Annotated in this window: 28 protein-coding genes; 14 read left to right on the top strand and 14 right to left on the bottom strand. The window is 69.6% G+C overall.

Going from position 1 to position 23,788, the window contains the following annotated elements; all coding sequences use genetic code 11:
* The first annotated feature begins 21 nt into the window (after positions 1 to 21).
* Positions 22 to 849, top strand: a complete 828-nt coding sequence (locus ACZ3HL_RS24585) for a Rossmann-fold NAD(P)-binding domain-containing protein (RefSeq protein ID WP_465419151.1) — start codon at positions 22 to 24, stop codon at positions 847 to 849.
* 32 nt (positions 850 to 881) lie between these two features.
* Positions 882 to 1,373 (top strand): anthrone oxygenase family protein, encoded by a 492-nt coding sequence (locus tag ACZ3HL_RS24580; protein WP_465533970.1) that lies wholly within the window; start codon positions 882 to 884, stop codon positions 1,371 to 1,373.
* Positions 1,374 to 1,378: 5 nt separating this feature from the next.
* Here ACZ3HL_RS24580 and ACZ3HL_RS24575 read toward each other — a convergent pair whose 3' ends face one another.
* The 3 genes from ACZ3HL_RS24575 to ACZ3HL_RS24565 form a co-directional block, all read right to left on the bottom strand.
* A complete protein-coding gene (locus ACZ3HL_RS24575) occupies positions 1,379 to 2,152 on the bottom strand; it encodes an alpha/beta fold hydrolase (RefSeq protein WP_465533968.1) in 774 nt (257 codons plus the stop codon).
* A 72-nt stretch (positions 2,153 to 2,224) separates the two neighbouring features.
* Complete coding sequence (locus tag ACZ3HL_RS24570; RefSeq protein WP_465533966.1) at positions 2,225 to 3,451, bottom strand: RNA polymerase sigma factor; 1,227 nt, start codon at positions 3,449 to 3,451, stop codon at positions 2,225 to 2,227.
* The gene (locus ACZ3HL_RS24565) at positions 3,448 to 4,581 is read right to left on the bottom strand and encodes a glycosyltransferase (protein ID WP_465533964.1); all 1,134 of its coding nucleotides are present in this window, start codon (positions 4,579 to 4,581) and stop codon (positions 3,448 to 3,450) included. The genes ACZ3HL_RS24570 and ACZ3HL_RS24565 overlap by 4 nt, the downstream gene beginning before the upstream one ends.
* A gap of 74 nt (positions 4,582 to 4,655) precedes the next feature.
* Between ACZ3HL_RS24565 and ACZ3HL_RS24560 the strand changes: the two genes are divergently transcribed.
* The 5 genes from ACZ3HL_RS24560 to ACZ3HL_RS24540 are packed head-to-tail and all read left to right on the top strand — an operon-like array spanning position 4,656 to position 8,149.
* On the top strand, positions 4,656 to 5,681 hold the full coding sequence (locus ACZ3HL_RS24560; RefSeq protein ID WP_465533962.1) for a hypothetical protein: 1,026 nt from the start codon (positions 4,656 to 4,658) through the stop codon (positions 5,679 to 5,681).
* Between the two features lie 12 nt (positions 5,682 to 5,693).
* Positions 5,694 to 5,981 carry a hypothetical protein gene (locus ACZ3HL_RS24555; protein ID WP_465419138.1) on the top strand — a complete coding sequence of 96 codons (288 nt, stop codon included), beginning with the start codon at positions 5,694 to 5,696 and terminating at the stop codon, positions 5,979 to 5,981.
* The gene (locus ACZ3HL_RS24550; RefSeq protein ID WP_465533960.1) at positions 5,978 to 7,378 is read left to right on the top strand and encodes a hypothetical protein; all 1,401 of its coding nucleotides are present in this window, start codon (positions 5,978 to 5,980) and stop codon (positions 7,376 to 7,378) included. Before ACZ3HL_RS24555 ends, ACZ3HL_RS24550 begins: the two co-directional genes overlap by 4 nt.
* Entirely contained in the window at positions 7,362 to 7,910 is a 549-nt protein-coding gene (locus tag ACZ3HL_RS24545; RefSeq protein ID WP_465533958.1) for a hypothetical protein, read from the top strand. Before ACZ3HL_RS24550 ends, ACZ3HL_RS24545 begins: the two co-directional genes overlap by 17 nt.
* A gap of 5 nt (positions 7,911 to 7,915) precedes the next feature.
* Positions 7,916 to 8,149 (top strand): hypothetical protein, encoded by a 234-nt coding sequence (locus ACZ3HL_RS24540; protein WP_465533956.1) that lies wholly within the window; start codon positions 7,916 to 7,918, stop codon positions 8,147 to 8,149.
* A 32-nt stretch (positions 8,150 to 8,181) separates the two neighbouring features.
* Here ACZ3HL_RS24540 and ACZ3HL_RS24535 read toward each other — a convergent pair whose 3' ends face one another.
* The gene (locus ACZ3HL_RS24535) at positions 8,182 to 8,976 is read right to left on the bottom strand and encodes a TetR/AcrR family transcriptional regulator (protein ID WP_465419129.1); all 795 of its coding nucleotides are present in this window, start codon (positions 8,974 to 8,976) and stop codon (positions 8,182 to 8,184) included.
* A gap of 68 nt (positions 8,977 to 9,044) precedes the next feature.
* Between ACZ3HL_RS24535 and ACZ3HL_RS24530 the strand changes: the two genes are divergently transcribed.
* Together ACZ3HL_RS24530 and ACZ3HL_RS24525 are read left to right on the top strand one after the other, a co-directional pair.
* A complete protein-coding gene (locus ACZ3HL_RS24530; RefSeq protein ID WP_465533954.1) occupies positions 9,045 to 11,762 on the top strand; it encodes a DEAD/DEAH box helicase in 2,718 nt (905 codons plus the stop codon).
* Positions 11,759 to 12,919 (top strand): SWIM zinc finger family protein, encoded by a 1,161-nt coding sequence (locus ACZ3HL_RS24525; RefSeq protein ID WP_465533952.1) that lies wholly within the window; start codon positions 11,759 to 11,761, stop codon positions 12,917 to 12,919. Before ACZ3HL_RS24530 ends, ACZ3HL_RS24525 begins: the two co-directional genes overlap by 4 nt.
* Here ACZ3HL_RS24525 and ACZ3HL_RS24520 read toward each other — a convergent pair.
* The 6 genes from ACZ3HL_RS24520 to ACZ3HL_RS24495 all read right to left on the bottom strand — a co-directional run bounded on the left by ACZ3HL_RS24520 (position 12,856) and on the right by ACZ3HL_RS24495 (position 17,525).
* Complete coding sequence (locus ACZ3HL_RS24520; protein ID WP_465533950.1) at positions 12,856 to 13,503, bottom strand: DUF4865 family protein; 648 nt, start codon at positions 13,501 to 13,503, stop codon at positions 12,856 to 12,858. The two genes, ACZ3HL_RS24525 and ACZ3HL_RS24520, sit on opposite strands and share 64 nt — an antisense overlap.
* A gap of 30 nt (positions 13,504 to 13,533) precedes the next feature.
* Complete coding sequence (locus ACZ3HL_RS24515; protein ID WP_465419121.1) at positions 13,534 to 13,965, bottom strand: hypothetical protein; 432 nt, start codon at positions 13,963 to 13,965, stop codon at positions 13,534 to 13,536.
* 306 nt (positions 13,966 to 14,271) lie between these two features.
* On the bottom strand, positions 14,272 to 15,891 hold the full coding sequence (locus ACZ3HL_RS24510; protein ID WP_465419119.1) for an acyl-CoA dehydrogenase family protein: 1,620 nt from the start codon (positions 15,889 to 15,891) through the stop codon (positions 14,272 to 14,274).
* Positions 15,875 to 16,480 carry a TetR/AcrR family transcriptional regulator gene (locus ACZ3HL_RS24505; protein ID WP_465419117.1) on the bottom strand — a complete coding sequence of 202 codons (606 nt, stop codon included), beginning with the start codon at positions 16,478 to 16,480 and terminating at the stop codon, positions 15,875 to 15,877. Before ACZ3HL_RS24505 ends, ACZ3HL_RS24510 begins: the two co-directional genes overlap by 17 nt.
* Before the next feature lie 32 nt (positions 16,481 to 16,512).
* Entirely contained in the window at positions 16,513 to 16,971 is a 459-nt protein-coding gene (locus ACZ3HL_RS24500; RefSeq protein WP_465533948.1) for a peroxiredoxin family protein, read from the bottom strand.
* 20 nt (positions 16,972 to 16,991) lie between these two features.
* Positions 16,992 to 17,525: an RNA polymerase sigma factor gene (locus ACZ3HL_RS24495; protein WP_465419113.1), complete on the bottom strand. Its 534-nt coding sequence runs from the start codon at positions 17,523 to 17,525 to the stop codon at positions 16,992 to 16,994.
* Between the two features lie 144 nt (positions 17,526 to 17,669).
* Here ACZ3HL_RS24495 and ACZ3HL_RS24490 point away from each other — a divergent pair, with 144 nt between their 5' ends.
* The 4 genes from ACZ3HL_RS24490 to ACZ3HL_RS24475 are packed head-to-tail and all read left to right on the top strand — an operon-like array spanning position 17,670 to position 20,362.
* Positions 17,670 to 18,185, top strand: a complete 516-nt coding sequence (locus ACZ3HL_RS24490; RefSeq protein ID WP_465419111.1) for a DinB family protein — start codon at positions 17,670 to 17,672, stop codon at positions 18,183 to 18,185.
* A gap of 2 nt (positions 18,186 to 18,187) precedes the next feature.
* Positions 18,188 to 18,955 (top strand): NAD(P)-binding domain-containing protein, encoded by a 768-nt coding sequence (locus ACZ3HL_RS24485; RefSeq protein WP_465419109.1) that lies wholly within the window; start codon positions 18,188 to 18,190, stop codon positions 18,953 to 18,955.
* A complete protein-coding gene (locus ACZ3HL_RS24480; protein WP_465533946.1) occupies positions 18,952 to 19,710 on the top strand; it encodes a putative protein N(5)-glutamine methyltransferase in 759 nt (252 codons plus the stop codon). The genes ACZ3HL_RS24485 and ACZ3HL_RS24480 overlap by 4 nt, the downstream gene beginning before the upstream one ends.
* A gap of 10 nt (positions 19,711 to 19,720) precedes the next feature.
* Complete coding sequence (locus ACZ3HL_RS24475; RefSeq protein ID WP_465533944.1) at positions 19,721 to 20,362, top strand: class I SAM-dependent DNA methyltransferase; 642 nt, start codon at positions 19,721 to 19,723, stop codon at positions 20,360 to 20,362.
* Position 20,363: 1 nt separating this feature from the next.
* Here ACZ3HL_RS24475 and ACZ3HL_RS24470 read toward each other — a convergent pair whose 3' ends face one another.
* Together ACZ3HL_RS24470 and ACZ3HL_RS24465 are read right to left on the bottom strand one after the other, a co-directional pair.
* Positions 20,364 to 21,185: a class I SAM-dependent methyltransferase gene (locus ACZ3HL_RS24470; protein WP_465533942.1), complete on the bottom strand. Its 822-nt coding sequence runs from the start codon at positions 21,183 to 21,185 to the stop codon at positions 20,364 to 20,366.
* A gap of 50 nt (positions 21,186 to 21,235) precedes the next feature.
* Positions 21,236 to 22,075 carry an NAD(P)H-binding protein gene (locus ACZ3HL_RS24465; protein ID WP_465533940.1) on the bottom strand — a complete coding sequence of 280 codons (840 nt, stop codon included), beginning with the start codon at positions 22,073 to 22,075 and terminating at the stop codon, positions 21,236 to 21,238.
* 92 nt (positions 22,076 to 22,167) lie between these two features.
* Between ACZ3HL_RS24465 and ACZ3HL_RS24460 the strand changes: the two genes are divergently transcribed.
* Positions 22,168 to 22,539, top strand: a complete 372-nt coding sequence (locus ACZ3HL_RS24460; RefSeq protein WP_465533938.1) for a winged helix-turn-helix transcriptional regulator — start codon at positions 22,168 to 22,170, stop codon at positions 22,537 to 22,539.
* On the opposite strand, the gene ACZ3HL_RS24455 is transcribed toward ACZ3HL_RS24460, so the two are convergent.
* Both ACZ3HL_RS24455 and ACZ3HL_RS24450 read right to left on the bottom strand, forming a co-directional pair.
* Positions 22,505 to 22,945 (bottom strand): VOC family protein, encoded by a 441-nt coding sequence (locus ACZ3HL_RS24455; RefSeq protein ID WP_465533936.1) that lies wholly within the window; start codon positions 22,943 to 22,945, stop codon positions 22,505 to 22,507. The two genes, ACZ3HL_RS24460 and ACZ3HL_RS24455, sit on opposite strands and share 35 nt — an antisense overlap.
* A gap of 43 nt (positions 22,946 to 22,988) precedes the next feature.
* A complete protein-coding gene (locus ACZ3HL_RS24450; protein ID WP_465533934.1) occupies positions 22,989 to 23,549 on the bottom strand; it encodes a DUF4303 domain-containing protein in 561 nt (186 codons plus the stop codon).
* Between the last annotated feature and the right edge of the window lie 239 nt (positions 23,550 to 23,788).

Below are 23,788 nucleotides of genomic sequence, written 5' to 3'. Positions count from 1 at the left end.
GGGAGGCGCTTGACTAGGGGCATGACAGAGACGAAGAACAACGAGACGGTCCTGGTCCTCGGCGCTACCGGCAAGACGGGGAGCCGGGTGGCGAAGCGCCTCACCGAGCGGGGCGTCGAGGTCCGCAAGGCGTCACGTCCCGGGTTCGACTGGAACGACCGGTCGACCTGGCCGGCGGCGGTGACCGGAGTCAGCGCGGCTTACGTGACCTACTACCCCGACCTCGCCTTCCCCGGTGCCGCCGAAGCGATCCGCGACTTCTCGAAGCTGGCCGTCGAGCACGGCGTACGGCGGCTGGTCCTGCTGTCCGGCCGCGGCGAGGAGGAGGCCGTGGTCAGCGAACAGGGGGTGCGGGACTCCGGTGCCGAGTGGACGGTCGTGCGGGCCAGCTGGTTCGCGCAGAACTTCAGCGAGCACTTCTTGCTGGAGCCGGTGCTCGCCGGGGAGATCGTGCTGCCCGCCGGGCAGGTCACCGAGCCGTTCATCGACGTCGAGGACATCGTCGACGTCGTGGTGACCGCGCTGACCACCGACGGGCACGACGGCGAGGTGTACGAGCTGACCGGGCCCCGATTGCTGGGTTTCGCGGACGCGGCGGCGGAAATCGGCAAGGCTTCGGGACGGGAGATCCAGTACGTTCCGGTTTCCCCGGCGGAGTTCGCCGCGGGAGCGGCCGAACAGGGTGTGCCGGAGGAAGAGATCGAGGGCCTGACCGACCTGTTCACCCGGGTCCTCGACGGCCGGAACGAATCCCTCACCGGTGACGTGGAGAAGGTGCTGGGCAGGCCCGCGAGGGACTTCTCCCTGTATGCCGCGAAAGCCGCGGCCACCGGGGTCTGGAATCAGTGAAACGAGCGGGAATCGGAAGGGAGGCGACAGGAATGGCGACGCTGAGCGAGATCGTCCTGATCGCGGCCGTCATCACGGCGGGGTTGATCGCGGGCTTGTTCTACGCCTACACGTGTTCGGTCATGCCGGGGCTGGGCCGGGCCGACGCCCGGACCTATGTGACCGGGATGCGGGAGATCAACATCGCCATCCTCAACGGCTGGTTCGGGCTCAGCTTCGGCGGCGCGCCGTTGCTCGCCGCGGCGGCCGCGGCGTTGCACTTCCGGTCGGAACTGCGGTCCGCGCTGCCGTGGCTCATCGCGGGGTTCGTCCTGCTGCTGGTGATGCTGATCGTGACGATGGCGATCAACGTGCCGTTGAACAACGCGCTCGAAGCCGGTTTCGACGGCGACAAAACCGACTTCGAGGCGCTGCGGGCGAAGTTCGAGGGTGTCTGGGAACGGTGGAACCTGGTCCGGACCTTGGCCGCGATCGGCGGCTTCGGCGCTCTCGTGGGCGGGCTGATCGTGCACGTCCGCGCCTGACCGGGTCAGGCGTCGAGCACCTCCCGGAGCAGCGGAGCGAAGGAGGCGGCTTCGGAGGCGAAACCACCATGGTCGCCAGGGAAATAGGTCGGAGCCAGCCCGAGACGGCCGGCCGCGAGCACGGCGGCCTCATGTGCGGGCTGCCCGGCCGACTCCTTGCCGACACCGATGACGATCCGGGTCGCCGACGCCTTCAGGGCCGGGTAGTCCGGGGTGTAGTTCCCGATCATCGTCATCAGGTGGACGACGAAGAACTCCATGTTCTTCCGCATCTCCGGTGGCAGGTCTCCCTCGCCGGCCTCGAAGCCGGCGTCGGCCATGAACTTCGCCATCGCCGCCTCGATGCCGTGCTCGCGGTGGATGTGCAGCAGCTCGTCGGGATCGACGTCGGGCTGCTCGTCCAGCAGGCTCGTCAGCGGCGGTTCGTGTGCCACGAGCGTCCGCACCCGACCGGGATGGCGGGCGACGAGCTCGAAGGCCTGCATGCAACCGCCGCTGGACGCGAAGATCACCGCGGGTTCGGGACTCACGCTGTCGAGCAGCCGGAGCGCGTCGTCGGTGTGGACCTCGATCCGCTGTTCCTCATCGGGATCGTCGAGGGTGCTGCGGGAGATCCCGCGCGGGTCGTAGGTGATCACGGCGTAGTGCTCCGCGAGCAGGCCCGCGATCGGCGCGAACATGCCGGAATCCGCCGCACCACCGGGGATGCACAGGAGCACCGGACCACTGCCGGTGACGGTGTGGTGCAGCCGGGCACCGGGAACGTCGAGAACGGCCATCGGAGGACCCCTTCCTCTGTCGGGACTTGTCACCCACCGACGAACGGCGTCGCCGGGGACAGACACCCGATGTCAGGAGATTTCGGCGAGTTTTCCCGACAGGTAGGTGCGCTCGGCGTCCGTACCGGCGAGCGTGAGCGCCTCGCGATAGGCGCCGGCGGCCTCATCGAGGCGGCCGAGGCGCCGCAGCAGGTCCGCGCGGGTCGCGGGAAGCAGGTGGTAGCCCGGAAGACTGCCGGCGAGCTGGTCGACCAGCACGAGCCCGGCTTCGGGACCTTCGGCCATGGCGACGGCGACCGCGCGGTTCAGCTCGACGACCGGCGAGGGCACGAAACGCAGTAGCTCCCCGTAGAGGGCGGCGATCTGCGCCCAATCGGTCTCGGACGCGTGCGCCGCCGTCGCGTGGCAGGCGGCGATGGCGGCCTGGATCTGGTACTGCCCGGGGACGCCGCGGCGGAGCGCGGACTCCAGCAACTCGGTGCCTTCGGTGATCTCGGCGGTGTTCCAGCGGCCGCGGTCCTGGTCTTCGAGTGAGACGAGGGTGCCGTCACCGTCGACCCGCGTGGCACGCCGGGCGTCGTGCAGGAGCACCAAGGCCAGCAGCCCGAGAACCTCGGGTTCGCCTGGCATCAGGTCCGCGAGGATCCGGGTGAGCCGGATGGCTTCCGCGGACAGGTCGGGCCGGAGCAGATCGGTGCCGGCGCTGGCCGAGTAGCCCTCGTTGAACAGCAGGTACAGCATCCCCAGTACCGCGGCCGTGCGTTCGGGCAGCAGATCGGCCGGCGGCACCCGGTACGGGATGCCCGCGGTGCGGATCTTCCGTTTCACCCGGACCAGACGCTGCGACATCGTGGCCTCGGAGACGAGGAAGGCGCGGGCGATCTCGGCGGTGGTGAGCCCGGCCAAGGTCCGCAACGCGAGCGCGACCTGGCCTTCCAGCGGCAGCGCGGGGTGGCAGCAGGTGAAGATCAGCCGGAGTCTGTCGTCGTGAACGCCGCTCTCGTCCTGTTCCGGCTCGGTGTGGACGTCCAGCGCGGCGGCTTCCCGCAGTTTCGCCGCACCGACGGTCTCCCGCCGGATCCGGTCGGTGGCCCGGTTGCGTGCCGCCGTGGTCAGCCAGGCGCCGGGTTTCGCCGGGACACCGTCGCGGGGCCAGGTCCGCAGCGCGAGCGCGAACGCCTCCTGGACGCATTCCTCGGCCAGGTCCCAGTCGCCGGTGATCCGGATCAGGGTGGCGATCACCTGTCCGGACTCCTCGCGGAACGCCCGGGTGATCGCGGCGTCGAGTTCGGTGGTCACCGCAGCAGACCTTCCAGGAGCGGGACGACCTTCTCCGGCGGCGGGTACGCCGTGACCTCGTCACGCAACCGCCCGGCCGCCTCCCGGTAGGACGGTTCCCTCAGCACCGTGGTCACGGCGTCGCGGATGTCTTCCGCCGTGGCTTCGAGGACGTCGAGGACGGTGCCGAGCCCGAGTTCGGTGACCCGGTCGCCGTTGTGGGGCTGGTCGGCGCCCATCGGGAGCAGCACCATCGGCAGCCCGTGGGCGATCGCGCCCAGCAGGCTGCCCGAACCGCCGTGGGTGAGGGCCGCGTCGCAGTACGGGAGGACGTCGTCCTGCGGCAGATATCTCGTGAGGTGGATGTGCTCCGGTTGCGGGCCGAACTCGGCGGGGTCGATGAGGTTCCCGACGGTCACCACACAGGTCGCGTCGACCTCCCGCAGGCCGGCCAGCGCCCGGGCGAACAGGTCGCCGGATTCGGTGTTGAAGATCGTGCCTAGGGTGAAGTAGACCGTCTCGCGGCCCTCGACGTACCAGTCCGGCACCGGCCCACGACCGGGAACGGGATCGTGGAACGGCTGCGTGGTCGGCGGCAGCGGGAACCGTGGATCGCGGAAGCCCGCGGGGAACGGTGAGAGCACGAGATGGCGGTAGGCCATTTCGAGATCCCGCTGCGGGGGAAGCCCATGGGCGGCACGGACCTCGTTGAGCGCGTCGTCGACCAGACCGGGACGGATGAGGACACCCGCTGCCATGACCAGGACGGTCGCGTGAGGGAGACCGAGCCGTTCGGCCGCGATCATCGCGCCGTGATCGGCTTCGTCGCAGACGAGCAGATCCGGTGCCCAGTCTTCGCAGAGCGCCAAGACGTCCTTCGCGCGCAGGGGCGCGGTGCGACGGACGAACCCGTCGCGGAGATCGGCGTCCTCCCGGTCCCTGTCGACGGGAAGCAACGGGCGACGGCGACCGTCACTGCCGAGGTTGGGCCCCGACGGGAACGCGGCGAATCCCGTCGCTTCGACGACCGGGACCATGAACGGCTCGCCGGTGAACGCGATCGTGTGGCCCGCGTCGGTGAGCGCGCGGGCGAGGGGGAGCAGCGGCCGGAAGTGACCGTTGCCGCCGGCGAAGGTGAACAGGACACGCACGCGATCGACCCTATCGGTGGTCCTCCCGGCGTTGCCTCGCTTTTCGCGCGGGCGGGCAGCGCTACCCTGCTGCGGTGATCGATACGGACGCCGACGAGGTCCGGCTGTGCGCGCTGGAAGGCTGCGAGAATCCCTTGCCCCCGCCCGCGGTGGACGCCGACGGGAAACGCAAGGGCGGCAGGCCTTCGGCCTACTGCGGCAAGACCCACGCCGACGCCGCGTCGCGCGCCCGGCGGGCGGCCGCCGTGGCGAGCGTGGCCGACCCGCTGCTGGAGGTCCGCCGGATCGCCGACGAGTTCACCCCGGCCGCGGCGTCGCTGGTGGAACTGCTGGACGCCATGCGCTCGCGGTTCGACAACGCCGCCGAGGCGGCGCTGGGGCGGGTCACCGAAGCCGAAACCGACGCGGCCGCGGCCCGGCGCGAGGCCGAAGACGCGCAGCAGGCCGCGGCCAAGGCCGACACCGCCCGCGCGACCGCGCTGGCCGCGTCCCGCGACGACAAGATGGCCAAGGCCAAAGCGGAACGCACCGCCGAGCAGGCCTTGAAGGACGCGGAGGAGACTCGCCAGCGTTCGTGGGCCGAAGTCGCCGCGCACGAACGGGCCCGGGGCGCCGCGGAGGCCGCGACCGTGGCGGCCGAACGCGCCCGCGACACGCTGGTCTCCGACCTCCGGACGCTGCGCGAGGACTTCGCGGCCGTCCGTGAGGAAAAGACCCGGCTGACGGCGGAGCTCGGCGAGCGCGACACGGCGCTGGCCCGGGCCGTCGCGGAGCTCGAAGCACTGCTGGACCGGCTCGACGAAGCGAAGGCCAGGGCGACGGTGTCCGAAAAGGACTGTGCCGCCGCGCGGGCGGAATCGACAGCTCTGCGTGGAGATCTGGACCGGGTCCGAGCCGAACTCGCTCAGGAGCACACGGCCAGGAGCCTCGCCGAAGCCCGGACGACGGCGCTGGCCGAAGAACTGGAGCGCGCACAGGCCCGTGCCGCCGCGGATCAGGCGCGGTACGACGACGTGGTCCGGCAGTTGGCCGAACTCGCCCGTCCCCCGGTAGTCGAAGAATCGCCCAAATCGCCTGTGGAGGCCCCCGAGCTCAAGTAGAGTCCACCGGCTGTGAGCGGGTACGAGGTCCAGATCGGTCAGCTGCGGAACGCGGCCAAGGCGGCGGGATCCGCCGCGGACCAGGCCAGGGCCGTGGAACCGGGCACCGGCCTGGACGCGATAGCGACGGCATTGCCCGGTGGCGAGGCGGCGAAGAGCGCGCCCACGCTGGCGTCGACGTTCACCGAGCGCGCGAAGGGGTGGGCCGGCGAGATCGACGGCTGGAGCGAATCGATCACGAAGGCCGCGAACGCGTACGCCGAGAACGAAAACTCCGCGGAGGAGGCGTTCGGGCGATGACGATCGGCTACGACGACGTCCGCAAATGGGACGCCGAGGCGCTCGACACGGCGGCCACCAACCTGGGCGGGCGGCGGGACAAGCTCATCGGGTTGCAGGACGAACTCGACGACGCCCGGAAACTGCCCGATTGGCGCGGCCCGGCAGGTGAGCGCGCACGCGGTTCGCTGGGCGACACGCGGAACAAGGCCGAGGTCCTGGTCGCGGAACTGTCCGCCGTCGAAACCGCCCTGCAGAACGCGTCGGACGAGGTCGCCGCCCTGAAGACCAGGGTCGCCAACAACGACTCCCTCGCCCACACCTACCAGTTCCGCATCGCCGCCGACGGCGCGCTCGTGGACGACAAACCTGCCGACCCACCGCCGAAATCGCGGTTCGAGGCCGAAGAGTACGCCGAGTCCCGACGGCACCGCGAGACCATCAGGAAGCAGCTGGAGCAGGAAACCAAGGCGATCCTCACCACGGCGACCAACATCGACGCCGCCCTCGCCCGCGTGATGCGGCTCGCGCAGGACGGCGAGGTCAGCGATGACGGAGCGACCACCCTCGCGGGAGCCAAGAAGAGCGGGGAGATCGACGCCAAGGTGATCGAGATGGAGCAGTCCCTGCGCGAGGCGGGGCTGCTGACCGGGCCACCCGCGTCCGGCCACTACCGGCAGTGGCTCGAGAACGCCGTACGCCGGGGCGTATCGATCGACACCATCAAGAAGATCGCCTCCGAACACGACATCACGCCCGAGGACTTCAAGGTCCTCGACGGCATGGAGGAGATCCGCGAGGACGAGGACGGCGACGGGACCTTCAAGTCGTACTTCCTGATGCCCACCGACATCAGCGGGGACGACGCCGCCAAGGCGGTGCGGATGACCTACATCATGAACGCGGGCACCGACTACGGGACCGAAGGCGAGAAGACCGACTTCGCGCCGACGCCGTACGGGTCCGAGGAGCTGCGGCGGATCACCGAGCGGCAGCGGGAGAACTCCTGGAGCTACGACGACGACGTGGGCTTCGTGCACGGCAACGGCGGGCGGCTGGTGACCACCCCGAACGGCATGATGATGGGCCTCGGCGGGAATCTCATCCAGGACCAGTTCAGCCAGCAGGGCGGAACCGCCTGGGGCGACACGTTCATGCTGAACATCGATGACGCGAAGGACCCGGCACAGCAGCTTCGCGAGGTCGCGAAGTCGGGTCACGCCTGGTACGAGGACGACAAGGGCGCGTCCCAGGGTTCGCTGGACCTGGACCGGCTGCTGCATCACGAGGAGCGTCACTCCCAGCAATGGGCGCGCGAAGGCTATGCCGGCTTCCTCGCCTCCTACGCGTGGGAGCAGATCACCGGCGGCAACGAAACCGAGGAAGACGCGGGACTCACCGATGGCGGATATCACTAGGGCGTCACGCGTCGCCTGCGCCGCCTTGTTCGTGGTGGCGGTGACCGCGGCGTGCGACACCAAGGCGCAGTTCGCGCCGTCGTTGCCCCCGGAGGCCGGGTTCCGCGTCGACGACGGCGTCCTGAAACTGTGGACGGGCACCCCGTGCGAGGGCGTCACCGGCTTGCGGCTGACGTTCGACTCCGGCACGCAGGCGAGCACCGAGCAGGTGTGGGCCGCGCCGCGGCCGGGGGTGCGGGTCGAGCGCCTGGACCTGCTCGGGGTGTCCTTTCCGGACACCGAGAGTCCGCTCCAGATACGGACACCGCTGCCCGCGGCCTACGACTGGACCAAGGCAGGCTCGGTCAGCGTCGCCGTCGACGGCCCGAAAGCGAACGGTGCCAAGGCCGACGTCGCCCAGGTGCTGCGGGAGTCGGCCCAGCATCCGGCCGGGACCTACCTGTTCGGCCGGAGCGGCTGGCTCGACGCGTCGGGTGTCCAGCGGGAGAACCGGAAGTCGTTCCTGACCATTTGCACTCCCGACCCGGAGTGACGGATATGGAGAACACTTCGCGGACGGTGATACGGCGTGTCGTGCTCGGCGCGTTCGTCTGCGTCGCCGCGGTGATCGTGCTGCTCGCCGTCCGTGTGGTGCTCAGCGCGACCGGTTTGTCCTTCGACCCGCACGGCTACGGGATGTTCGGGGGAATCCTGTTCACGGCGATCCTGATCCCGGTCGCGCTGGCGCTGTGGCTGGTCTACCGCTCACTACGGCGACGCGGCAAGTCGTGAGTGGTAATGATCGTTCTAACCGTCATTACCACTCACGACGGCAGCTCGACCCCCGAGGTACCGGAGCCGCCGTTCAGCAGTTGCTCGACGCCGTCCAGGATCCGCGCCAGCCCGAAGCGGAAGGTGTGCAGCGGCGCGCTCGCCGCACCGTGCGTCTCCCCGGCCGCCTGCCCGATCCGCGCCGCGAGCGGGAACAGCCCGGCATCGGCTTCGGGGATCTCCGCGAGCACGGGCGCGCTGGCGGTCCACCACTCCAGGTCGGTCAGCCCGGATCGCCGCACGAGACTCGCCGATTCCACCGAACCGCGTGCGATGCCCTGGACGAATCCGTTGACCATCGCCACGACGGCGTCCATCTCCAGGTCGGTGAGGCCGATCGCGTCGACGGCCTTCAGTTCGCGTTCGTGTTTGGCGAAGGTGTGCGGGCCGAGGGGGAGACGGCCGGTGGTGAGCTGGAGCATCCACGGATGCCGGTGGTACATCTCCCACGCGTCCTCGGCGAGGATCGTCATCGCGACCCGCCAGTCGTGGCTCTCGGGCGGATCGGTCAGTTCGCCGTGGACCCGGTCGATCATCAGGTCGAGGAGTTCGGCGCGGCCGGGGATGTAGGTGTAGATCGTCATGGGGGAGACGCCGAGCTTCTCCGCGCCCCGGCGCACCGACAGCGCGGCGATGCCCTCGGTGTCGGCCAGCTCGATCGAAGCGGTGACGATCTCCTCGACGGTGAGCTTCGGTTTGGGGCCGCGACGGGGCTTCTCGCGCACACCCCAGAGCAGTTCGATGGTCCGCCGTGGATCGCCCGTGCCGGTGTGGTCCGCGTCTGTCATCACGTTCTCTCTACGGTGTACAGAGTTGTGTTATCCTGAACTGTACACCGTACAGAGATTGGGGCTGAGTGGCGTCTCACGACGGTTTCGGCAGTGTCGTTTTCGAACCGAACAACCCCCCACGGACCAGCGGATTCGTCTTCTGGAACGCCGAGGGGGACGTGCCAGGGGCCGGGGAGGTGACTGTCGCCCTCCCCGAGATCGTCACGGTGCCGTGCGTACGGCTGCCGATGGCCGAGGCGCTCCCCGCGCTGCTGCGGCTTCGCGAGAGCGACGATCCCTCCGCGCGGTTCTGGAGTACCGCGGCCACGGCCGCGTTGAAGCTGGCCGAGGCGGGCAGGCTGCTGCCCGGGCTCACGGAGTCCGATGTGGACGCCTGGCGCGCGGGCCCGCTGGAACCCGCCGACGCAGCTTGGCTGCGGGAGCTGTCCGAGGCGATGCCGGCGCGGGCACGGGCGATCCCGGGTGAGGGAAACCTGCTCCCCGCGCGGTATCCGTTGCTGCGCGCGTTCCTCGACGCGGTGGCCGACACCCTTCCCCGCACGCCCGCGGCCGCACAGGCGGCCGGAGTCAAGGCGTTCGCCGCCACGCCCGCCCATCGTGTCCCGCAGTTGCGGGACTGGGCGGCCGAAGTCGCGGCGGGGCTGGACTCCGGCGTCCGGGTCTCGGTGCGGATCGAGGCACCGGGAGACGACTTCACGAGCGGCCGGTTCAGCGGGGTCGTCCAGGTGCACAGTCTCGCCGACCCCGGCGTCCTGGTCGACGCCGCCGCGCTCTGGGCAGGCGACGACCGGTTCGGCCCGCGAGCGCGGATCGACGTGATGCTGGCCCTGCGCCGCGCGGCGCAACTGTGGCCACCGCTGGAACCCCTCCTCGGCGCCGCGGTGCCCGACGAGGTCGGACTCGGCGACGCCGACATCACCGAACTGCTCACCACCGCCGCGCCCCTGCTGGCCACGGCGGGCATCGACGTGCACTGGCCCGCCGATCTCGTCCGTGACCTGAGCGCGAAGGCCGTCGTCGGCGGCGGTGACGCGCCGCCCGCCGACCTTCCGTCCTTCTTCGCCGGCGGCACCCTGCTGCAGTTCGACTGGCAGCTGGCACTCGGCGGCGCACCGCTCACCGCGGCCGAGATGGACGCGCTGGCCGAGGCACACCGTCCAGTCGTGCGGTTGCGCGATCAGTGGGTGCTCGTCGACCCGGCGCTGGCGGCGAAGGCGCGGGATCGCGCGCTGAAGCCGCTCACGCCGATCGACGCGCTCGGCGCCGCCCTGAGCGGGACAGCCGAGGTCGACGGGGAACGCGTCGACGTCCTCACCGACGGCTGGCTCGCCGCGCTGCGGGAACGGCTGCTCGCGCCACCGGAGCCGCAGGCGCCGCCGCCCGGGCTGGCCGCGACCCTGCGGGATTACCAGATGCGTGGCCTGCAGTGGCTCACCGCCATGACCTCGATCGGGCTCGGCGGCTGCCTCGCCGACGACATGGGTCTCGGCAAGACGATCACGCTGATCTCGCTCCATCTGCATCGCGCGGACGGCCCGACGCTGGTCGTCTGCCCGGCTTCGCTGCTGGGGAACTGGGAGCGCGAGATCACGCGGTTCGCCCCCGGTGTCCCGGTGCGCCGGTTCCACGGCACCGAACGCTCCCTCGCTGATCTCGACGGCGGCTTCGTGCTCACGACCTACGGCACCCTGCGTGCCGACCCGGAACCGCTGGCGGGCGTCCACTGGGGACTGCTGGTCGCCGACGAGGCGCAGCACGTCAAGAACCATCGCTCCGGCACGGCGAAGGCGTTGCGGACGCTGAAATCGTCGGCGCGGGTGGCCTTGACGGGCACCCCGGTGGAGAACAACCTCGCCGAGTTGTGGGCGATCCTGGACTGGACGACGCCGGGACTGCTCGGGACCATGGCCGATTTCCGCCGGGTGTGGGCGAAACCGGTCGAGTCCGGGAAGGATCCGGAGGCCGCGGAGAGCCTGTCCCGGCTGGTCCGCCCGTTCCTGTTGCGCCGCCGCAAATCCGATCCGGGGATCGCGCCGGAGTTGCCGCCCAAGACCGAGACCGACCGGCCGGTGACGCTCACCGCCGAGCAGGCGGCCTTGTACGAGGCGACGGTGCGCGAACTGATGGCCGAGATCGCCGGGAGCGAGGGCATCGCGCGCCGTGGCCGGATCGTCAAACTGCTCACCGGGCTCAAGCAGATCTGCAACCATCCCGCGCAGTACCTCAAGGAGCCGTCGGAAGCGGTACTGGACGGGCGATCGGGCAAACTCGAACTGCTCGACGAACTCCTGGGCACCATCCTCGCCGAGGACGGATCGGTACTGGTGTTCACGCAGTACGTCGCCATGGCGCGGCTGCTGGAACGGCATCTCGCGCAGCGCGGGATCGGCACACAGCTGCTGCACGGCGGCACCCCGGTGCCCAAACGCGAGGAGCTCGTGCGCCGGTTCCAGGCCGGCGAGGTGCCGGTGTTCCTGTTGTCGCTCAAGGCGGCGGGGACCGGGCTCAACCTGACCCGCGCCGATCACGTCGTGCACTACGACCGCTGGTGGAACCCGGCGGTGGAGGACCAGGCGACCGACCGCGCGTACCGGATCGGGCAGACCAGGCCGGTGCAGGTGCACCGGCTCATCGCCGAGGGCACGGTCGAGGACCGGATCGCGGCGATGCTGCGGGAGAAGCGGGCGCTCGCCGACGCGGTGCTCGCCGGCGGCGAGGCCGCGCTGACCGAACTGACCGACGAGGAGCTGGCCGATCTGGTCGAGTTGAGGAGCCGCCGATGAGCACGCCAGACGATCGCGTCCGCGGTTTCCCCGCCTTCGGTGCCCAGGGCGGCCGTGGCCAGTTCGCCCGCTCGTGGTGGGGCCGGGCGTGGATCAGCGCGATGGAGGACACCGCGCTGGATCTGCGTCAGCTCAAACAGGGTCGCAAGTACGCCGCGGCGGGCCGGGTCGGTCCGATCACGGTCAGCCCTGGCCGGATCGCCGCCGTGGTCGACGACCAGGAGGGCCAGTACCGCACCGAGGTCCGGCTCGCGGAGCTGACCGCCGACGAGTGGGACCGGTTCCTCGACCGGGTCGCCTCGCGCGCCGGGCATCTCGCCGCGTTGCTGGACCGGGACATGCCGCACGACCTGGTCGAAGCCGCCGACGACGCCGGGGTGCATCTGCTGCCCGGGATCGGTGACCTCGATCCGGACTGCGACTGCCCCGGCTGGGAGCTGCCGTGCCGCCATGCCGCGGCGCTGTCGTTCCAAGCCTCGTGGCTGCTCGACGCGGATCCCTTCGTGCTGCTGCTGATGCGTGGCATGGGGGAGCGGGAGCTGCTCGACGAATTGCAGCGGCGCAACGCACCTCGGTTCGTGCGGACCGGGGACGACGGCATCGCGGCCGAGCGCGCGTACGCCGACGAGCCGGGTCCCTTGCCGGATCTCGACGGGTTCGTGCCCGCCGGAGGTCCGACCGTGCCCGGGGCGCCCGGCATCCCGGCCGAGACCTTCGCCCTGCTGGTGGCCAACGCGAGCCAGACGGCCGGTGCGCTGTTGACGTCGCAGCCGAAGCTCACCCGCAAACAGGACGCCGTCCGCCTGGCCGCCACTCGTCCGGAGGCTGCCGACAGGCTGCGCCCGGCCGAGAGCGGTGAGGGCTTCGATCGCGCGGTGCTCGCCTGGCGGCACGGTGGCCGCGCCGGTCTCGACGTCCTGGAGACCACGTGGTCCCCGCCACCGCAGGCGATGGGCCGGGCACGGGCCGCCTTCGCCGAGGTCGTGGACGACCCCGGCGAGGGGCTGGACGTCGAACGGAATCACTGCGCCGTCCACGGAACAGGGGTGCAGGTGCGGCTGGGCAAGGACGGGCTCTGGTACCCGTACCGGGATCAGTGGCCGGCCGGTCCGCCCGAAGCCGATCCCGGCGCGCTGTTCGCCGCGATGCTCGGCTGATCCCACTGCCGTCCTCGCCGCAGCTGATCCAGGTGCGGCGAGGACAGGTGGAGGATCCGATACCGGGTCTCGTCCGAGTCCGGTGCCTCGCCCGCCCACAGGCTGTAGCGGACGACCTGCCAGGTCCGCGGATCGACGGCCAGCGCGCCCGAATGCGCGCCGTCCCGGCGCAGGTGCTCGCGCAGCCCGTCGAGGGCCTCGCCGAGGAAGGCGACCGGGTCGGTCTCGTCGGGGATCCGCACGACGTGCTTTCCCGCCGCGACCGGAGCGGAGCCGAACGCGGGCCCCTCCTCGAAGCCGAGCACGGTCCAGTGCTGCACGGCGGGTCGCCCGAAGGATTCGACGATGCCGCTGAACGGGCCGCCGAAGAGGAACGCGTTCATCCCGGCCTCGTCGTGCCACAGATAGAAGGGCGAGTACTGGTTCAGCGTCGAGCCGTCGACGCCGCGCTCGCGGATCCCGTAGACCTTCAGCCCCAGACCGCCGAAGTCGTCAAGCAGATGCCCGCGCGTGGCGACGCGCTCGCGGATGACGCCCATGTCGTAGTCGGCGGGGAGGGTGATTTCGTACTGCATCGCATGCATGCCGTACATACTAGTAGGTACAGGAACTCGCTATTTCCGGTTGAGCCGGATGATCCCCTCATCGTCCTTGACCGCGACGACGACGATCACCTGCCGGTTGATCTGGTGGACCGCCCCCGCCGGACCGGACATCGCCCCGCCCATCCCACCGGAGGCCGGGGCGAGTCCCACCTTCCCCGCCTGGACCGCGACCGCCAGCGGGCCTGCGCCCCCGTCGTTGGGAACCTGGTCGCCGGTCCGGACCAGGACCTCACACTCGCCGTCGGCGCAGGCCCTCAGGTCCCTTCCGTCCGCCGCCACGAACGGTGCGCCGGACGGGGCCGCCGCCCCCATCAACGGCACGCTCTCCGCGGAAGGCGTCGAGCTCGCCGCGGCGAAGATCGGCGTCGGCTCGGCCGCCGCGCAGCCGGCGGCGAACAGCACCAGGGGAACCAGGGCCAGGCATCTTCGGCGATCGACCATGACCGACGAACGTAGCCGAAGCGCGAGCCCTTGCATGCACCCGAATTCCGCAATCCTGCGGCTGTTCGCAGTGATCGGCGGCGGTCCGACCGGGGGAATCGGCCGGACCGCCGCAGCACGTGGTCATCTGGACACCGAGAGTCCGAAACGCGCGAAAAGCGACGGTGAAACCGCCGACTTGGGCAAGGACTCACAGGCCTCCACCGCGCCCCGAACTTCAGATGTCCGTGAAGGCCTCCTTGCCTACCCTGAAGGTAGGCAAGGAGGCCTTCACGGACATCGTGGAAGGCTGGCACTCCGCGTCGCTCAGACCTCCGCGCGGGCGATGATCGCCCGCGTGTCCACTCCGGACGGAAGCGTCCCGAACGCGACACCCCAGTCGCCCCCCAGCCGCGACGCGCAGAACGCGTCGGCCACCGCCGGCGTCCCGTGCCGCACCAGCAGCGACCCCTGGAGCACGAGCGCCATCGACTCGACCAGCCGCCGCGCCCGGTATTCGATGTCCGACAGATCCGACAGCTCCTTGCGCAGCCTGCCCAGCGCGTCGTCCAGCCGCGTGTCGGCGCCGGACGCCTGCTCGACCTCCGCGAAATACGCCGCCACCGACTCCGGCTGCTTCGCCATCGCCCGCAACGCGTCCAGCGCCGCGACGTTGCCCGAACCCTCCCAGATCGACATCAGCGGAGCCTCACGGTAGAGCCGCGGCATCCCCGATTCCTCGACATACCCGTTCCCGCCCAGGCATTCCAGCGCCTCCACCGCGTGCGAAGGACCGCGTTTGCACACCCAGTACTTCGTCACCGCCAGCCCCAGCCGCCGGAACGCCTGCTCCTGCTCGTCCTCCGGCCGGTCGGTCGCCGACGCGAGCCGCATCCCGACCGTCGTCGCCGCCTCGGACTCCACGACGAGGTCCGCCAGCACGTTGCCCATCAGCGGCTGATCCACCAGATTCGCCCCGAACGCCTGCCGATGCCGAGCGTGGTGGATCGCCCGCACGGCGCCGTACCGCATCCCCGCGGCACTCCCGACCGCGCAGTCCAGCCGGGTGTTGTTCACCATCTCGATGATGGTGCGCACCCCGCGGCCCTCCTCGCCGACCAGCCAGCCGATCGCGTCGTCGTACTCGATCTCCGACGACGCGTTGGACCGGTTGCCCAGCTTGTCCTTCAGCCGCTGCAACCGGATCCCGTTACGCGTGCCATCCGGCAGGACCCGGGGGAGCAGGAAACACGACAACCCGCCCGGCGCCTGCGCCAGCGTCAGGAACATGTCCGACATCGGCGCGGAGGTGAACCATTTGTGCCCGACGATCACATAGCTGCCGTCACCCAGCGGACGCGCCGTGGTCGTGTTCGCCCGTACGTCGGATCCACCCTGCTTCTCCGTCATCGACATCCCGGCGATGAGCCCGCGCTTCGAACTCGGCTCACGCAACCCGAAGTCGTACTCCGTCGCCGCCAGCAACGGCTCGTACCGCGCGGACAGCTCGGGATTGAACCGCAACGCCGGAACCGCCGCGTACGTCATCGAAATCGGGCACGTGTGCCCCGCGTCGACCTGCCCCCAGACGTACATCTTCGCCGCCCGCGCCGCGTGCGCGCCCGGACGGGAATCCCGCCACGGCGCCGCGTGCAGCCCGTGCGACACCGCGACGTCCATCAGCTCGTGCCAGTACGGATGGAACTCGACCTCGTCGATCCGGTTCCCGACCCGGTCGTGCGTCCGCAGCACCGGCTCGTTCTCGTTGACCAGCCTGCCCCACTCCTGAGCCTGTTCGCTCCCGGCCAGCCTGCCGAGCGCGTGCACCTCGGCCACGGCCCAGCCCGCACCCGCCCGCTCCAGCCCTTCCAGCAAGGCCGGATCGGCGGCGACGTCGTAGTCCGCCAGCGGCGGGACCTGATTGGTGACCTCATGAGTGACCGGCATCGAAACCTCCCAAGGAACGCAGGACGAAAGTGCGCAGCCCGGACACCTCGTCCGCACTGCCGGTGGTCAACGGGCCGATCAGCACCTCCGCGGCCGCCCCGACGAGCGCCGCCGCGGTGACGTCCGCGTCCTGGGCGGGCAGTACCCCGGACCGGACGCCGTCGGCCACGTGCTGGGCCACGACGTCACGGAAGGCACGACGGAACACCAGCCGCTCGGCCTCGATCGGCGCGTCGACGGGCTCGGCCAGCAGCGCGTACGCCATCCGCGGCGTCTTCAGCGCCCGGCTCGCGAAGGTGTCGAAGACCGCCACGACCCGCTCCGCCGGCGAGCCGGGCCGCTCCGACACCTCGCGCACCGCCTCGACCTCACGCGTGACGACCTTGCGGAACAACTCCACGACCAGGGCTGCCTTGGTGGGGTAGTGGCGGTACACGCTCCCGACCGCCACTCCCGCCCGCTCGGCGACCGCCGACACCGAGCAGCCCGCGTACCCGCGCTCGGCCAACTGCTCCATGGCGGCGGCGAGGACGGCGTCACGCTGGGCGTCCAGGCGCTCCTGGACCTTCGGTGTACGGCGATACGGCACCCAAGAAGTGAAGCACTGATTCATACCTTCAGTCAACGCACCCTGGCGAGCTCCTCGATGGCCTTCGCGATGCCCTTCTTGTCATAAGCACTGGTCGGCATGGTCGCCGCATGGGCATGCCGGACCACCCCGTCCCGGTCGATCAGCACACTGCCCGACTGCTGCAGCATCTTCTTCGCCAGCCCGAACGCCTCATGCGGCGTGCCGTCCCGGCCCGAGACCACCCGGAGCGACAACCCGCGCTTCGCCCGCCACGCCTTGGCCTCCGCCCGGCCCTCGGGAACCGCCACCAGCACCCGCACACCGGCGGCCGCCAGCTCCTCCGACCGCGCCGCCAGGTCCTTCACATGGCCGGTGCACACCGGACACGTGGTCGAACGCATGAAATAGATCAGCACGCTTGCCGTACCGCGGAACTCCGAAAGCCGCACGACCTGTCCAGTCGTGTCCTCCAGCGCGACGTCAGGGACCGTGGAACCGATTTCGAGCATGAAAACTCCTCAACGGAAGGTCAGGAAACGGGGTTGTCGAGAAGAGCACGAACCGTCGCCCGCGCACGATGCAACCGGGACTTCATCGCGGCCGTGCTCAGCCCGAGCGCGTCCGCGACCACCCGGCCCGAATGGCCCTGGATGTCACGCATGATCAAGACGCGACGCTGGTCCGCGGGCAACTCGGCGATCGCCGCCGCCACCCGCTGCGCCTCCAGCCGATCCAACGCGTCTTCCTCGGCCGAAACCATCGCGACGGACTCCGCCGGATCCACACCACGCAACGCCCGGCGGGCCCGGCGAAGACATTCGTTGCGCACGATCCGGAACATCCACGACGCGAGCGCACCCGTGGCCCGCAACGTGCCGATCTTCCGGTACAGGATGATCAGCGCCTCCTGCGCCGAATCCTCCGCGTCCTCCGGTGAAGCACACAGCGACCGCGCGAACCGCTGAACATGCGGATGGGAACCCGAGACCAGCGCGGCGATGGCGGACGCGTCCCCGCCCTGCGCCGCCACGATCAACGACTCCCTCGGCCACTCGGCCTCCACGACAACCTCCTCCTGCGCCGAGCTTGTCCCGGCCCCTACAAGAGCCGCGACCCTCGCGAAAGGATTCAGCAGCCTCCACGTGACCCCGCTCACCCCAGCGGGCACACCACGAACCCCACGTCACCCGATGGCATGATCGCCGCTATGACATGGACCGCCCCCGAGGTCACCCGGCCGTCCGGCGACACCGCCGCCGACGAGCGGACCCTCCTGCCCTCCCTGCTGGCCTGGCACCGCAGCACCTTCCTCCACAAACTCGCCGGCCTCACCGGAGAACAGCTCGCCACGGCGTCGGTCCCGCCGTCGAACATGACCCTCCTCGGCCTCATCCGGCACCTCGCCAAGGTCGAACGCTTCTGGTTCCGCCTGCGCTACGCCGCACAGGACATCGAACCCCTCTACGACCCCGCCCTCGGCAAGGACCACGACTTCGAAGTCCTCGACGCCGCCAAAGCCGAAGAGGCATACGACATCCTCCTGGACGAGATCCGCCTCGCCGACGAAGCCGCCGCCGAAGGATCCCTCGACGACACCTTCGACCTCGGCGGGAACCCGTTCTCGCTGCGCATGCTGTACCTCCACATGATCGGCGAATACGCCCGCCACAACGGCCACGCCGACCTCATCCGCGAACGCGTCGACGGCCACACGGGAGCCTGACCATGGAATACGGATTCGTCGGCGCGGGCGAGATCACCGCCGCCATCGTCGAAGGCCTCAGCAAGGACATCGCCGACCCACCCTCGATCTTCCTCTCACCCCGCAGCCGCAGCGTCGGCCAAGAACTCTCGGCACGCTTCGCCAACGTCGAAGTCCGCGACAGCAACCAAGCAGTCGTCGACAGCGCCAAGACGATCATCCTCGCCGTCCGCCCGCCGATCGCCGAGGAAGTCCTCCAAGACCTCACCTTCCGGCCCGGACACGTCCTGATCAGCGCCCTCGCCGGCGTCCCCCTCGACCAGCTGCGGGACTGGGCCGCCCCGGCAGGCGAAGTCGTCCGCAGCATCCCGCTGCCCCCTGCCGCGCGCCGCCAAAGCCTCACCGCGATGTACCCCGACAACCCCGAAGCCAGAGCCCTCTTCGACCGCATCGGCGGCAGCGTCGTCCCCGCCGCGGAAAAGGACCTCGACGTCTTCAGCGGCGCCACGGCCACCTTCGCCGCCCACCTCGACTATCTCGGCACCATCGCCGCCTGGATGACCGACCAAGGCATCGAAGACACCACGGCGACCACCTTCACCAGGCATATCTTCGGCCAGCTCGGACACGCCCTCGTCCAGCAGAGCGGCTCCCTCGAAACCCTCACCGGCAAGCACATGACCCCCGGTGGGCTCAACGAACAATTCCTCACCGACCTGCGCACCAACGGCGTCCCCGACACCGTCCGCCAGGCTCTCGACGGAATCCTCACCAGACTGCGAGACCAGTGACCGTCATCGACAGGCTCCGCGCCGCCGGATGCGTCTTCGCCGAAGACGAAGCCCGCCTGATCACCGCCGAAGCCCGCACACCCGACGAACTCGACACGATGATCCAGCGCCGCGTCGACGGCGAACCACTCGAAGTCATCCTCGGCTGGGCGGAATTCCACGGACTGCGCATCACCGTCGCACCCGGCGTCTTCGTGCCACGGCAACGCTCCGAACTCCTCGTCCGCCACGCCGCCGCCCTCGCCCGGCCAGGAGCGGTCGTCCTCGACCTCTGCTGTGGCACCGGCGCGCTCGGCGCCGCCATCGCCGCCGAACTCGGCGACATCCGGCTCTACGCGGCCGACATCGAGCCGGCCGCCGTCCGCTGCGCTCGCATCAACGTCGCCCAAGCCAGGGGAGAGGTCTTCGAGGGCGACCTCTACGCACCGCTGCCCGCGACGCTACGAGGCCGCGTCGACATCCTGGTCGTCAACGCCCCGTACGTCCCGACCGACGCCATCGCGATGATGCCGCCCGAAGCACGCGACCACGAACCCCGCGTCGCCCTCGATGGCGGGCACGACGGAGTCGACGTCCACCGCCGTGTCGCCGCCGAAGCCCCGCAGTGGCTCGCCCCGGGCGGGCACCTGCTGATCGAGACCGGTGAAAGCCAAGCCGCGAGCACCGCGGAAGCCATGGCACACAACGGTTTGACCCCCGAAGTGAGCACCGACGACGAGCTGTACGCGACGATTGTCGTCGGAGCCAGGGGATAGGGTCGCCGCCGTGACCGACTACCTCCAAACCACCCGCACCGCCTACGACACGGTCGCGGCCGACTACGCCGAACTCCTCCGCGACCACCTCGCCGGATCCACCTGGGACCGCGCCATACTCGGCGCCTACGCCGAACTCGTCCAAGCCGCCGGCGGCGGCCGCGTCGCCGAAATCGGCTGCGGACCCGGCCGCATCACCGAACACCTCCACCAGCTGGGGCTCGACATCCACGGCGTCGACCTCTCGCCGGAAATGGTCGCCGTCGCCCGGAAGTGGTATCCCCACCTGGACTTCCAGACCGGCGAGATGCCCGGATTGTCCATTGAGGACGGCGCACTGGCCGGCGTCGTCGCGTGGTACTCGATCATCCACACACCACGCGAGCGGCTGCCGGAGATCTTCGCCGACTTCCACCGGATCCTCGCCCCGGGCGGCCACCTGCTCGTGGCCTTCCAGGTCGGCGACGAAGTACGCCACATCGAGCACGCGTACGGGCACGACATCTCCTGCGACGCCTACCGCCTGTCGCCCGAGAAGATCGCCGAGCAGCTGGGGGAGGCGAAGTTCAGCGTGCTCTCCACCCTTGTCCGCGAGCCAACGGGGGAGTTCGAAAGCACGCAACAGGCCTACCTGATCGCCCGCAAGCAGTAGCTCAAGGACGCCGGGCCTCGACGAGCCAGGCCGCCGAGCCGTAGAAAACGCCTCGGTCGGTCTGATGCTCGGCGAGATCAGCCCGCAAGGCCTGGATGACACCGGCTCGAGCGGTGTCATCCAGGTCGCTCAACCGCCCACCGTGCTGCTCGACGATGAAGTCGGCCGCGTCATCCACGTCCCGGCCGAAGTACATCGGCTTGTTCACCGCGGTGCACCGGACATCGGCGTACCCGGCCGAGAGCAGCAACCGTTCGGTCTCGGCCGGGTCGCTCAGCGCGAGATCCGACGACGGCACCGCACGACCCGCCGCGAAGATCGTCCGGAACGTGGTGATCCATTCGTTGAGCCGCAACGGCTGCCACGTCAGCAGGACCAGACGGCCACCAGGCCGGGTCGCCCTGCCCAAGTTGGAGAACGCGGCCAGGGGAGCACCGAAGAACATCGAGCCATGCCTGCTGATCACCACGTCGAACCGCGCCTCGGCGAACGGATGCACCTGCGCGTCCACCTGCTCGAAAGAAACGTTGGGAACACGCTCCTCCTCGGCGAGCCGACGAGCGACACCGAGCATCTCACTGGACAGATCGACACCCAGCGCCGAACCCTCGGCAGCCAGCCGCGCCGCGTCCCGCGTCGTCTGCCCGGCACCACAGCCGACGTCGAGGACATGGTCCGCCGCCTGGACATCGGCCGCGGAGAAGAACAGGTCCCGGTACGCGGCGACACCGTCGTTGAAACGCTTCGCGCGCTTCGCCCACAACGAGCCGTCGTCACCATCCCACGCCTTCAACATCCGGTCGTTGGACGGATCGACACGCATTTCGACAACCCCCAGGTTCGTTTCCGGAGGATGACCCTAGCGCGAACCCCTCAGCGGAACGCGGCGACATTCCTCGCGGCCCAATCGGCGAACGACCGCGGCGCACGGCCGAGCACCCGGTGCACATCCGGGCTCACGCGCAGTTCCGCCGACGTCGGAGAACTGAGAATGTCCAACGTGTCGTCCGCGAGCTCCGCCGGCATGCTCAGCGCCATACCGGCCTTCGCCTCGGCACGGGTGAGCTCCTGAAAGCGCACCGGCGAACCCAGCACGGTGGCGAGCACTTCGGTCTGCTCGCGTGGCGTGATCACCGCCGGGCCGGTCAGCTCGTACACCTCACCGAGATGCCGATCATCCAGCAGACAGGCGGCCGCGACCTCCGCGATATCCGCCGGATCGACGATCGGCACCCCGGTGTCACCGAACGGCGCCGCGACCACCTGCCGCGAGCGCACGGACTCCGCCCACCACAACGCGTTGGACGCGAAACCACCCGGCCGCAAAATCGCCCAGTCCAAACCGGACTCCCTCACCACGTCCTCCAGCTCACGCATCGCGACCCGCGTCGTGCCGAAGGGCCGCGTCGCCACACCCAGCGTCGAGAGCAGCACGATCCGGCTGACACCCGCGGCCGCGGCCCGGCCGATGATGTCGGCAGGGTTCGCCCCGACGGCATGCAAATCGCCGGAAAGCAGCAGGAACAACGACTTCGCTCCGGCCAAGGCGGGTTCGAGCGTGGCGGGCTCGGCCAGATCGGCCACCACATGCCTGCCGCCGGACGGTGCCGCCGCGGCATGCCGCGACACCGCCGTCACCTGTTCGCCCGCCTCGGCCAGCGCCTGGGTCAACGGCCTGCCGATGTTCCCGGTAGCCCCGGTCACCACGATCATGAACAGCTCCTTCGTTCGATCTTGACGTGGCGACGACGCTAGGGACAGCGGCTAACTTTTCGTAAGTACATACCCCGGGGTAAGCTCCTCCCATGGCGGGAGGCGCGCAGTTCAAACCGGCCGACACGGAGCCGCGGTATGAGGTGTTTCACACCGACTGCGCCGCCAGTGACGTGGTCGATCACGTCACCAGTCGATGGGGGATCTGGGTGCTGATCTCCTTGCAGCGCAACGATCTCCGCTTCTACGAGCTACGCGAGAGCATCCAGGGGATCAGCGAGAAGATGCTCGCCCAGTCCCTGCGCGCACTCGTCCAGGATGGCCTGATCTGGCGGCAGGTCGAACCCACAACGCCACCACAGGTCAACTATGGACTGACGGAGTTCGGCCGGGACGTGAGCGAGCCACTGGTGGAACTGTTCGACCGGATCACTCGGCGCCTGGCTCCTCCTGACGCGCAGTAGCGCTGGCGATGTTGACCATCCAGGTGATCCCGAACCTGTCCACGAGCGCGCCGGCCTCGTCACCCCACACCTGTTTCTCCAGAGGCATGGTCACGGTGCCGCCGACGGCCAACTTCTCGAAATGGCCGCGCAGCTCGCCGTCGCCACCGAGGTAGACCGCGACGTTGTTGCCAGGGGAGTGCGGCACCTCCTCGATCTGGCCATCGACATCGCTCGCCATCAGCGTGTATCCGTGCGGGGTGTCGAGCTGGGCGTGCATGACCTTGTCGGCGTTGGGGGAGCCCGGCGAACCGAAATCCGCGATCGTGCCGATCTCCAGCTCGCCGCCGAGCACCTGGTGGTAGAACTCCGTCGCCTGCCGTGCGTTCCCGTTGTACCTGATGTACGGATTGAGTCGAGATCCCATGGCGAGACCATTCCACCGAATACGCGACATCTTGTGTCGTGTATCAGTTGACGTCCCAGTAAGCCAGCCACGTGTCCAGTGCCGGCCCGGGCGGGTTGAGCCGACGAGCCCGGGCGACGTTGTCCTCGTCGTCAGGAACGACCTCGGCCAGGATCAGCATTTCCGCGCGAGCCTCGTCGGCACCGAACAGTCCTTCCTCGGCCAGCCTGCGAAGTGCCGTCTCCATCGCGCGGAGTCGAAGTTCGAACTCGGCGTCGGAGGCTTCGTCGTCGAGTTCGAACACCTCCGGCCGGGCGGCGAACAGATCGCGGACCGGCTTCAGATGTTCCTCACCCGAGATCGAAAACGGGGAATCGGCATAGGAGTAGCGGACTTCGTCGGCGTCCGTTCGCTGAGCCAGCGCCTCGTGCGACCACGCCGACAGCGCCGGGCCGAATGCTTCGCCGGGTGTCGTCAGCGTGACGTAGTAGAAGGTGTGGCCGGGGTTGCCGCGGAACAGATCTGTGACAGCCGCGCGAGTGGCCTTGGTCAACGCGCCGGCGAGGTCCGCTTCGGTCGGGATCATCGCGGCATCGAACCACACCGCCGAGGGGAAGGCGCTCACGACGCTTACTTGACATAATGTACATTATCGGCACTTTGGCTGGCCTGGATAACGACGCCCGAGAGGGGCCTCCGGTGCGGACTGAAAGCGTCCTTCACCGCATGTCGCACAGCGAAAGCGCCCTCCATTGCGCCAGATGTGGACATGGCTCCCTTCAGCCCACCCTGGCCCCGTCGTGAGACCTGGCCGCCAGGTCGCCAGATGGCACCCCCAGGGATGCGAAACGGATGTCCGATCAC

The organism is Amycolatopsis sp. NPDC000009 (genome assembly GCF_055563465.1).
The sequence above is the reverse complement of the archived record's forward strand: the minus strand, read 5'-3'. Positions and strand labels throughout refer to the sequence as shown.

Coding starts and splice junctions, on each gene's coding strand:
- ACZ3HL_RS24585 (WP_465419151.1), top strand. CDS start 22: ATGACAGAGACGAAGAACAACGAGACGGTCCTGGTCCTCGGCGCTACC.
- ACZ3HL_RS24580 (WP_465533970.1), top strand. CDS start 882: ATGGCGACGCTGAGCGAGATCGTCCTGATCGCGGCCGTCATCACGGCG.
- ACZ3HL_RS24575 (WP_465533968.1), bottom strand. CDS start 2,152: ATGGCCGTTCTCGACGTTCCCGGTGCCCGGCTGCACCACACCGTCACC.
- ACZ3HL_RS24550 (WP_465533960.1), top strand. CDS start 5,978: ATGACGATCGGCTACGACGACGTCCGCAAATGGGACGCCGAGGCGCTC.
- ACZ3HL_RS24545 (WP_465533958.1), top strand. CDS start 7,362: ATGGCGGATATCACTAGGGCGTCACGCGTCGCCTGCGCCGCCTTGTTC.
- ACZ3HL_RS24540 (WP_465533956.1), top strand. CDS start 7,916: ATGGAGAACACTTCGCGGACGGTGATACGGCGTGTCGTGCTCGGCGCG.
- ACZ3HL_RS24535 (WP_465419129.1), bottom strand. CDS start 8,976: ATGACAGACGCGGACCACACCGGCACGGGCGATCCACGGCGGACCATC.
- ACZ3HL_RS24525 (WP_465533952.1), top strand. CDS start 11,759: ATGAGCACGCCAGACGATCGCGTCCGCGGTTTCCCCGCCTTCGGTGCC.
- ACZ3HL_RS24520 (WP_465533950.1), bottom strand. CDS start 13,503: ATGCATGCGATGCAGTACGAAATCACCCTCCCCGCCGACTACGACATG.
- ACZ3HL_RS24515 (WP_465419121.1), bottom strand. CDS start 13,965: ATGGTCGATCGCCGAAGATGCCTGGCCCTGGTTCCCCTGGTGCTGTTC.
- ACZ3HL_RS24510 (WP_465419119.1), bottom strand. CDS start 15,891: ATGCCGGTCACTCATGAGGTCACCAATCAGGTCCCGCCGCTGGCGGAC.
- ACZ3HL_RS24500 (WP_465533948.1), bottom strand. CDS start 16,971: ATGCTCGAAATCGGTTCCACGGTCCCTGACGTCGCGCTGGAGGACACG.
- ACZ3HL_RS24490 (WP_465419111.1), top strand. CDS start 17,670: ATGACATGGACCGCCCCCGAGGTCACCCGGCCGTCCGGCGACACCGCC.
- ACZ3HL_RS24485 (WP_465419109.1), top strand. CDS start 18,188: ATGGAATACGGATTCGTCGGCGCGGGCGAGATCACCGCCGCCATCGTC.
- ACZ3HL_RS24470 (WP_465533942.1), bottom strand. CDS start 21,185: ATGCGTGTCGATCCGTCCAACGACCGGATGTTGAAGGCGTGGGATGGT.
- ACZ3HL_RS24465 (WP_465533940.1), bottom strand. CDS start 22,075: ATGATCGTGGTGACCGGGGCTACCGGGAACATCGGCAGGCCGTTGACC.
- ACZ3HL_RS24460 (WP_465533938.1), top strand. CDS start 22,168: ATGGCGGGAGGCGCGCAGTTCAAACCGGCCGACACGGAGCCGCGGTAT.
- ACZ3HL_RS24455 (WP_465533936.1), bottom strand. CDS start 22,945: ATGGGATCTCGACTCAATCCGTACATCAGGTACAACGGGAACGCACGG.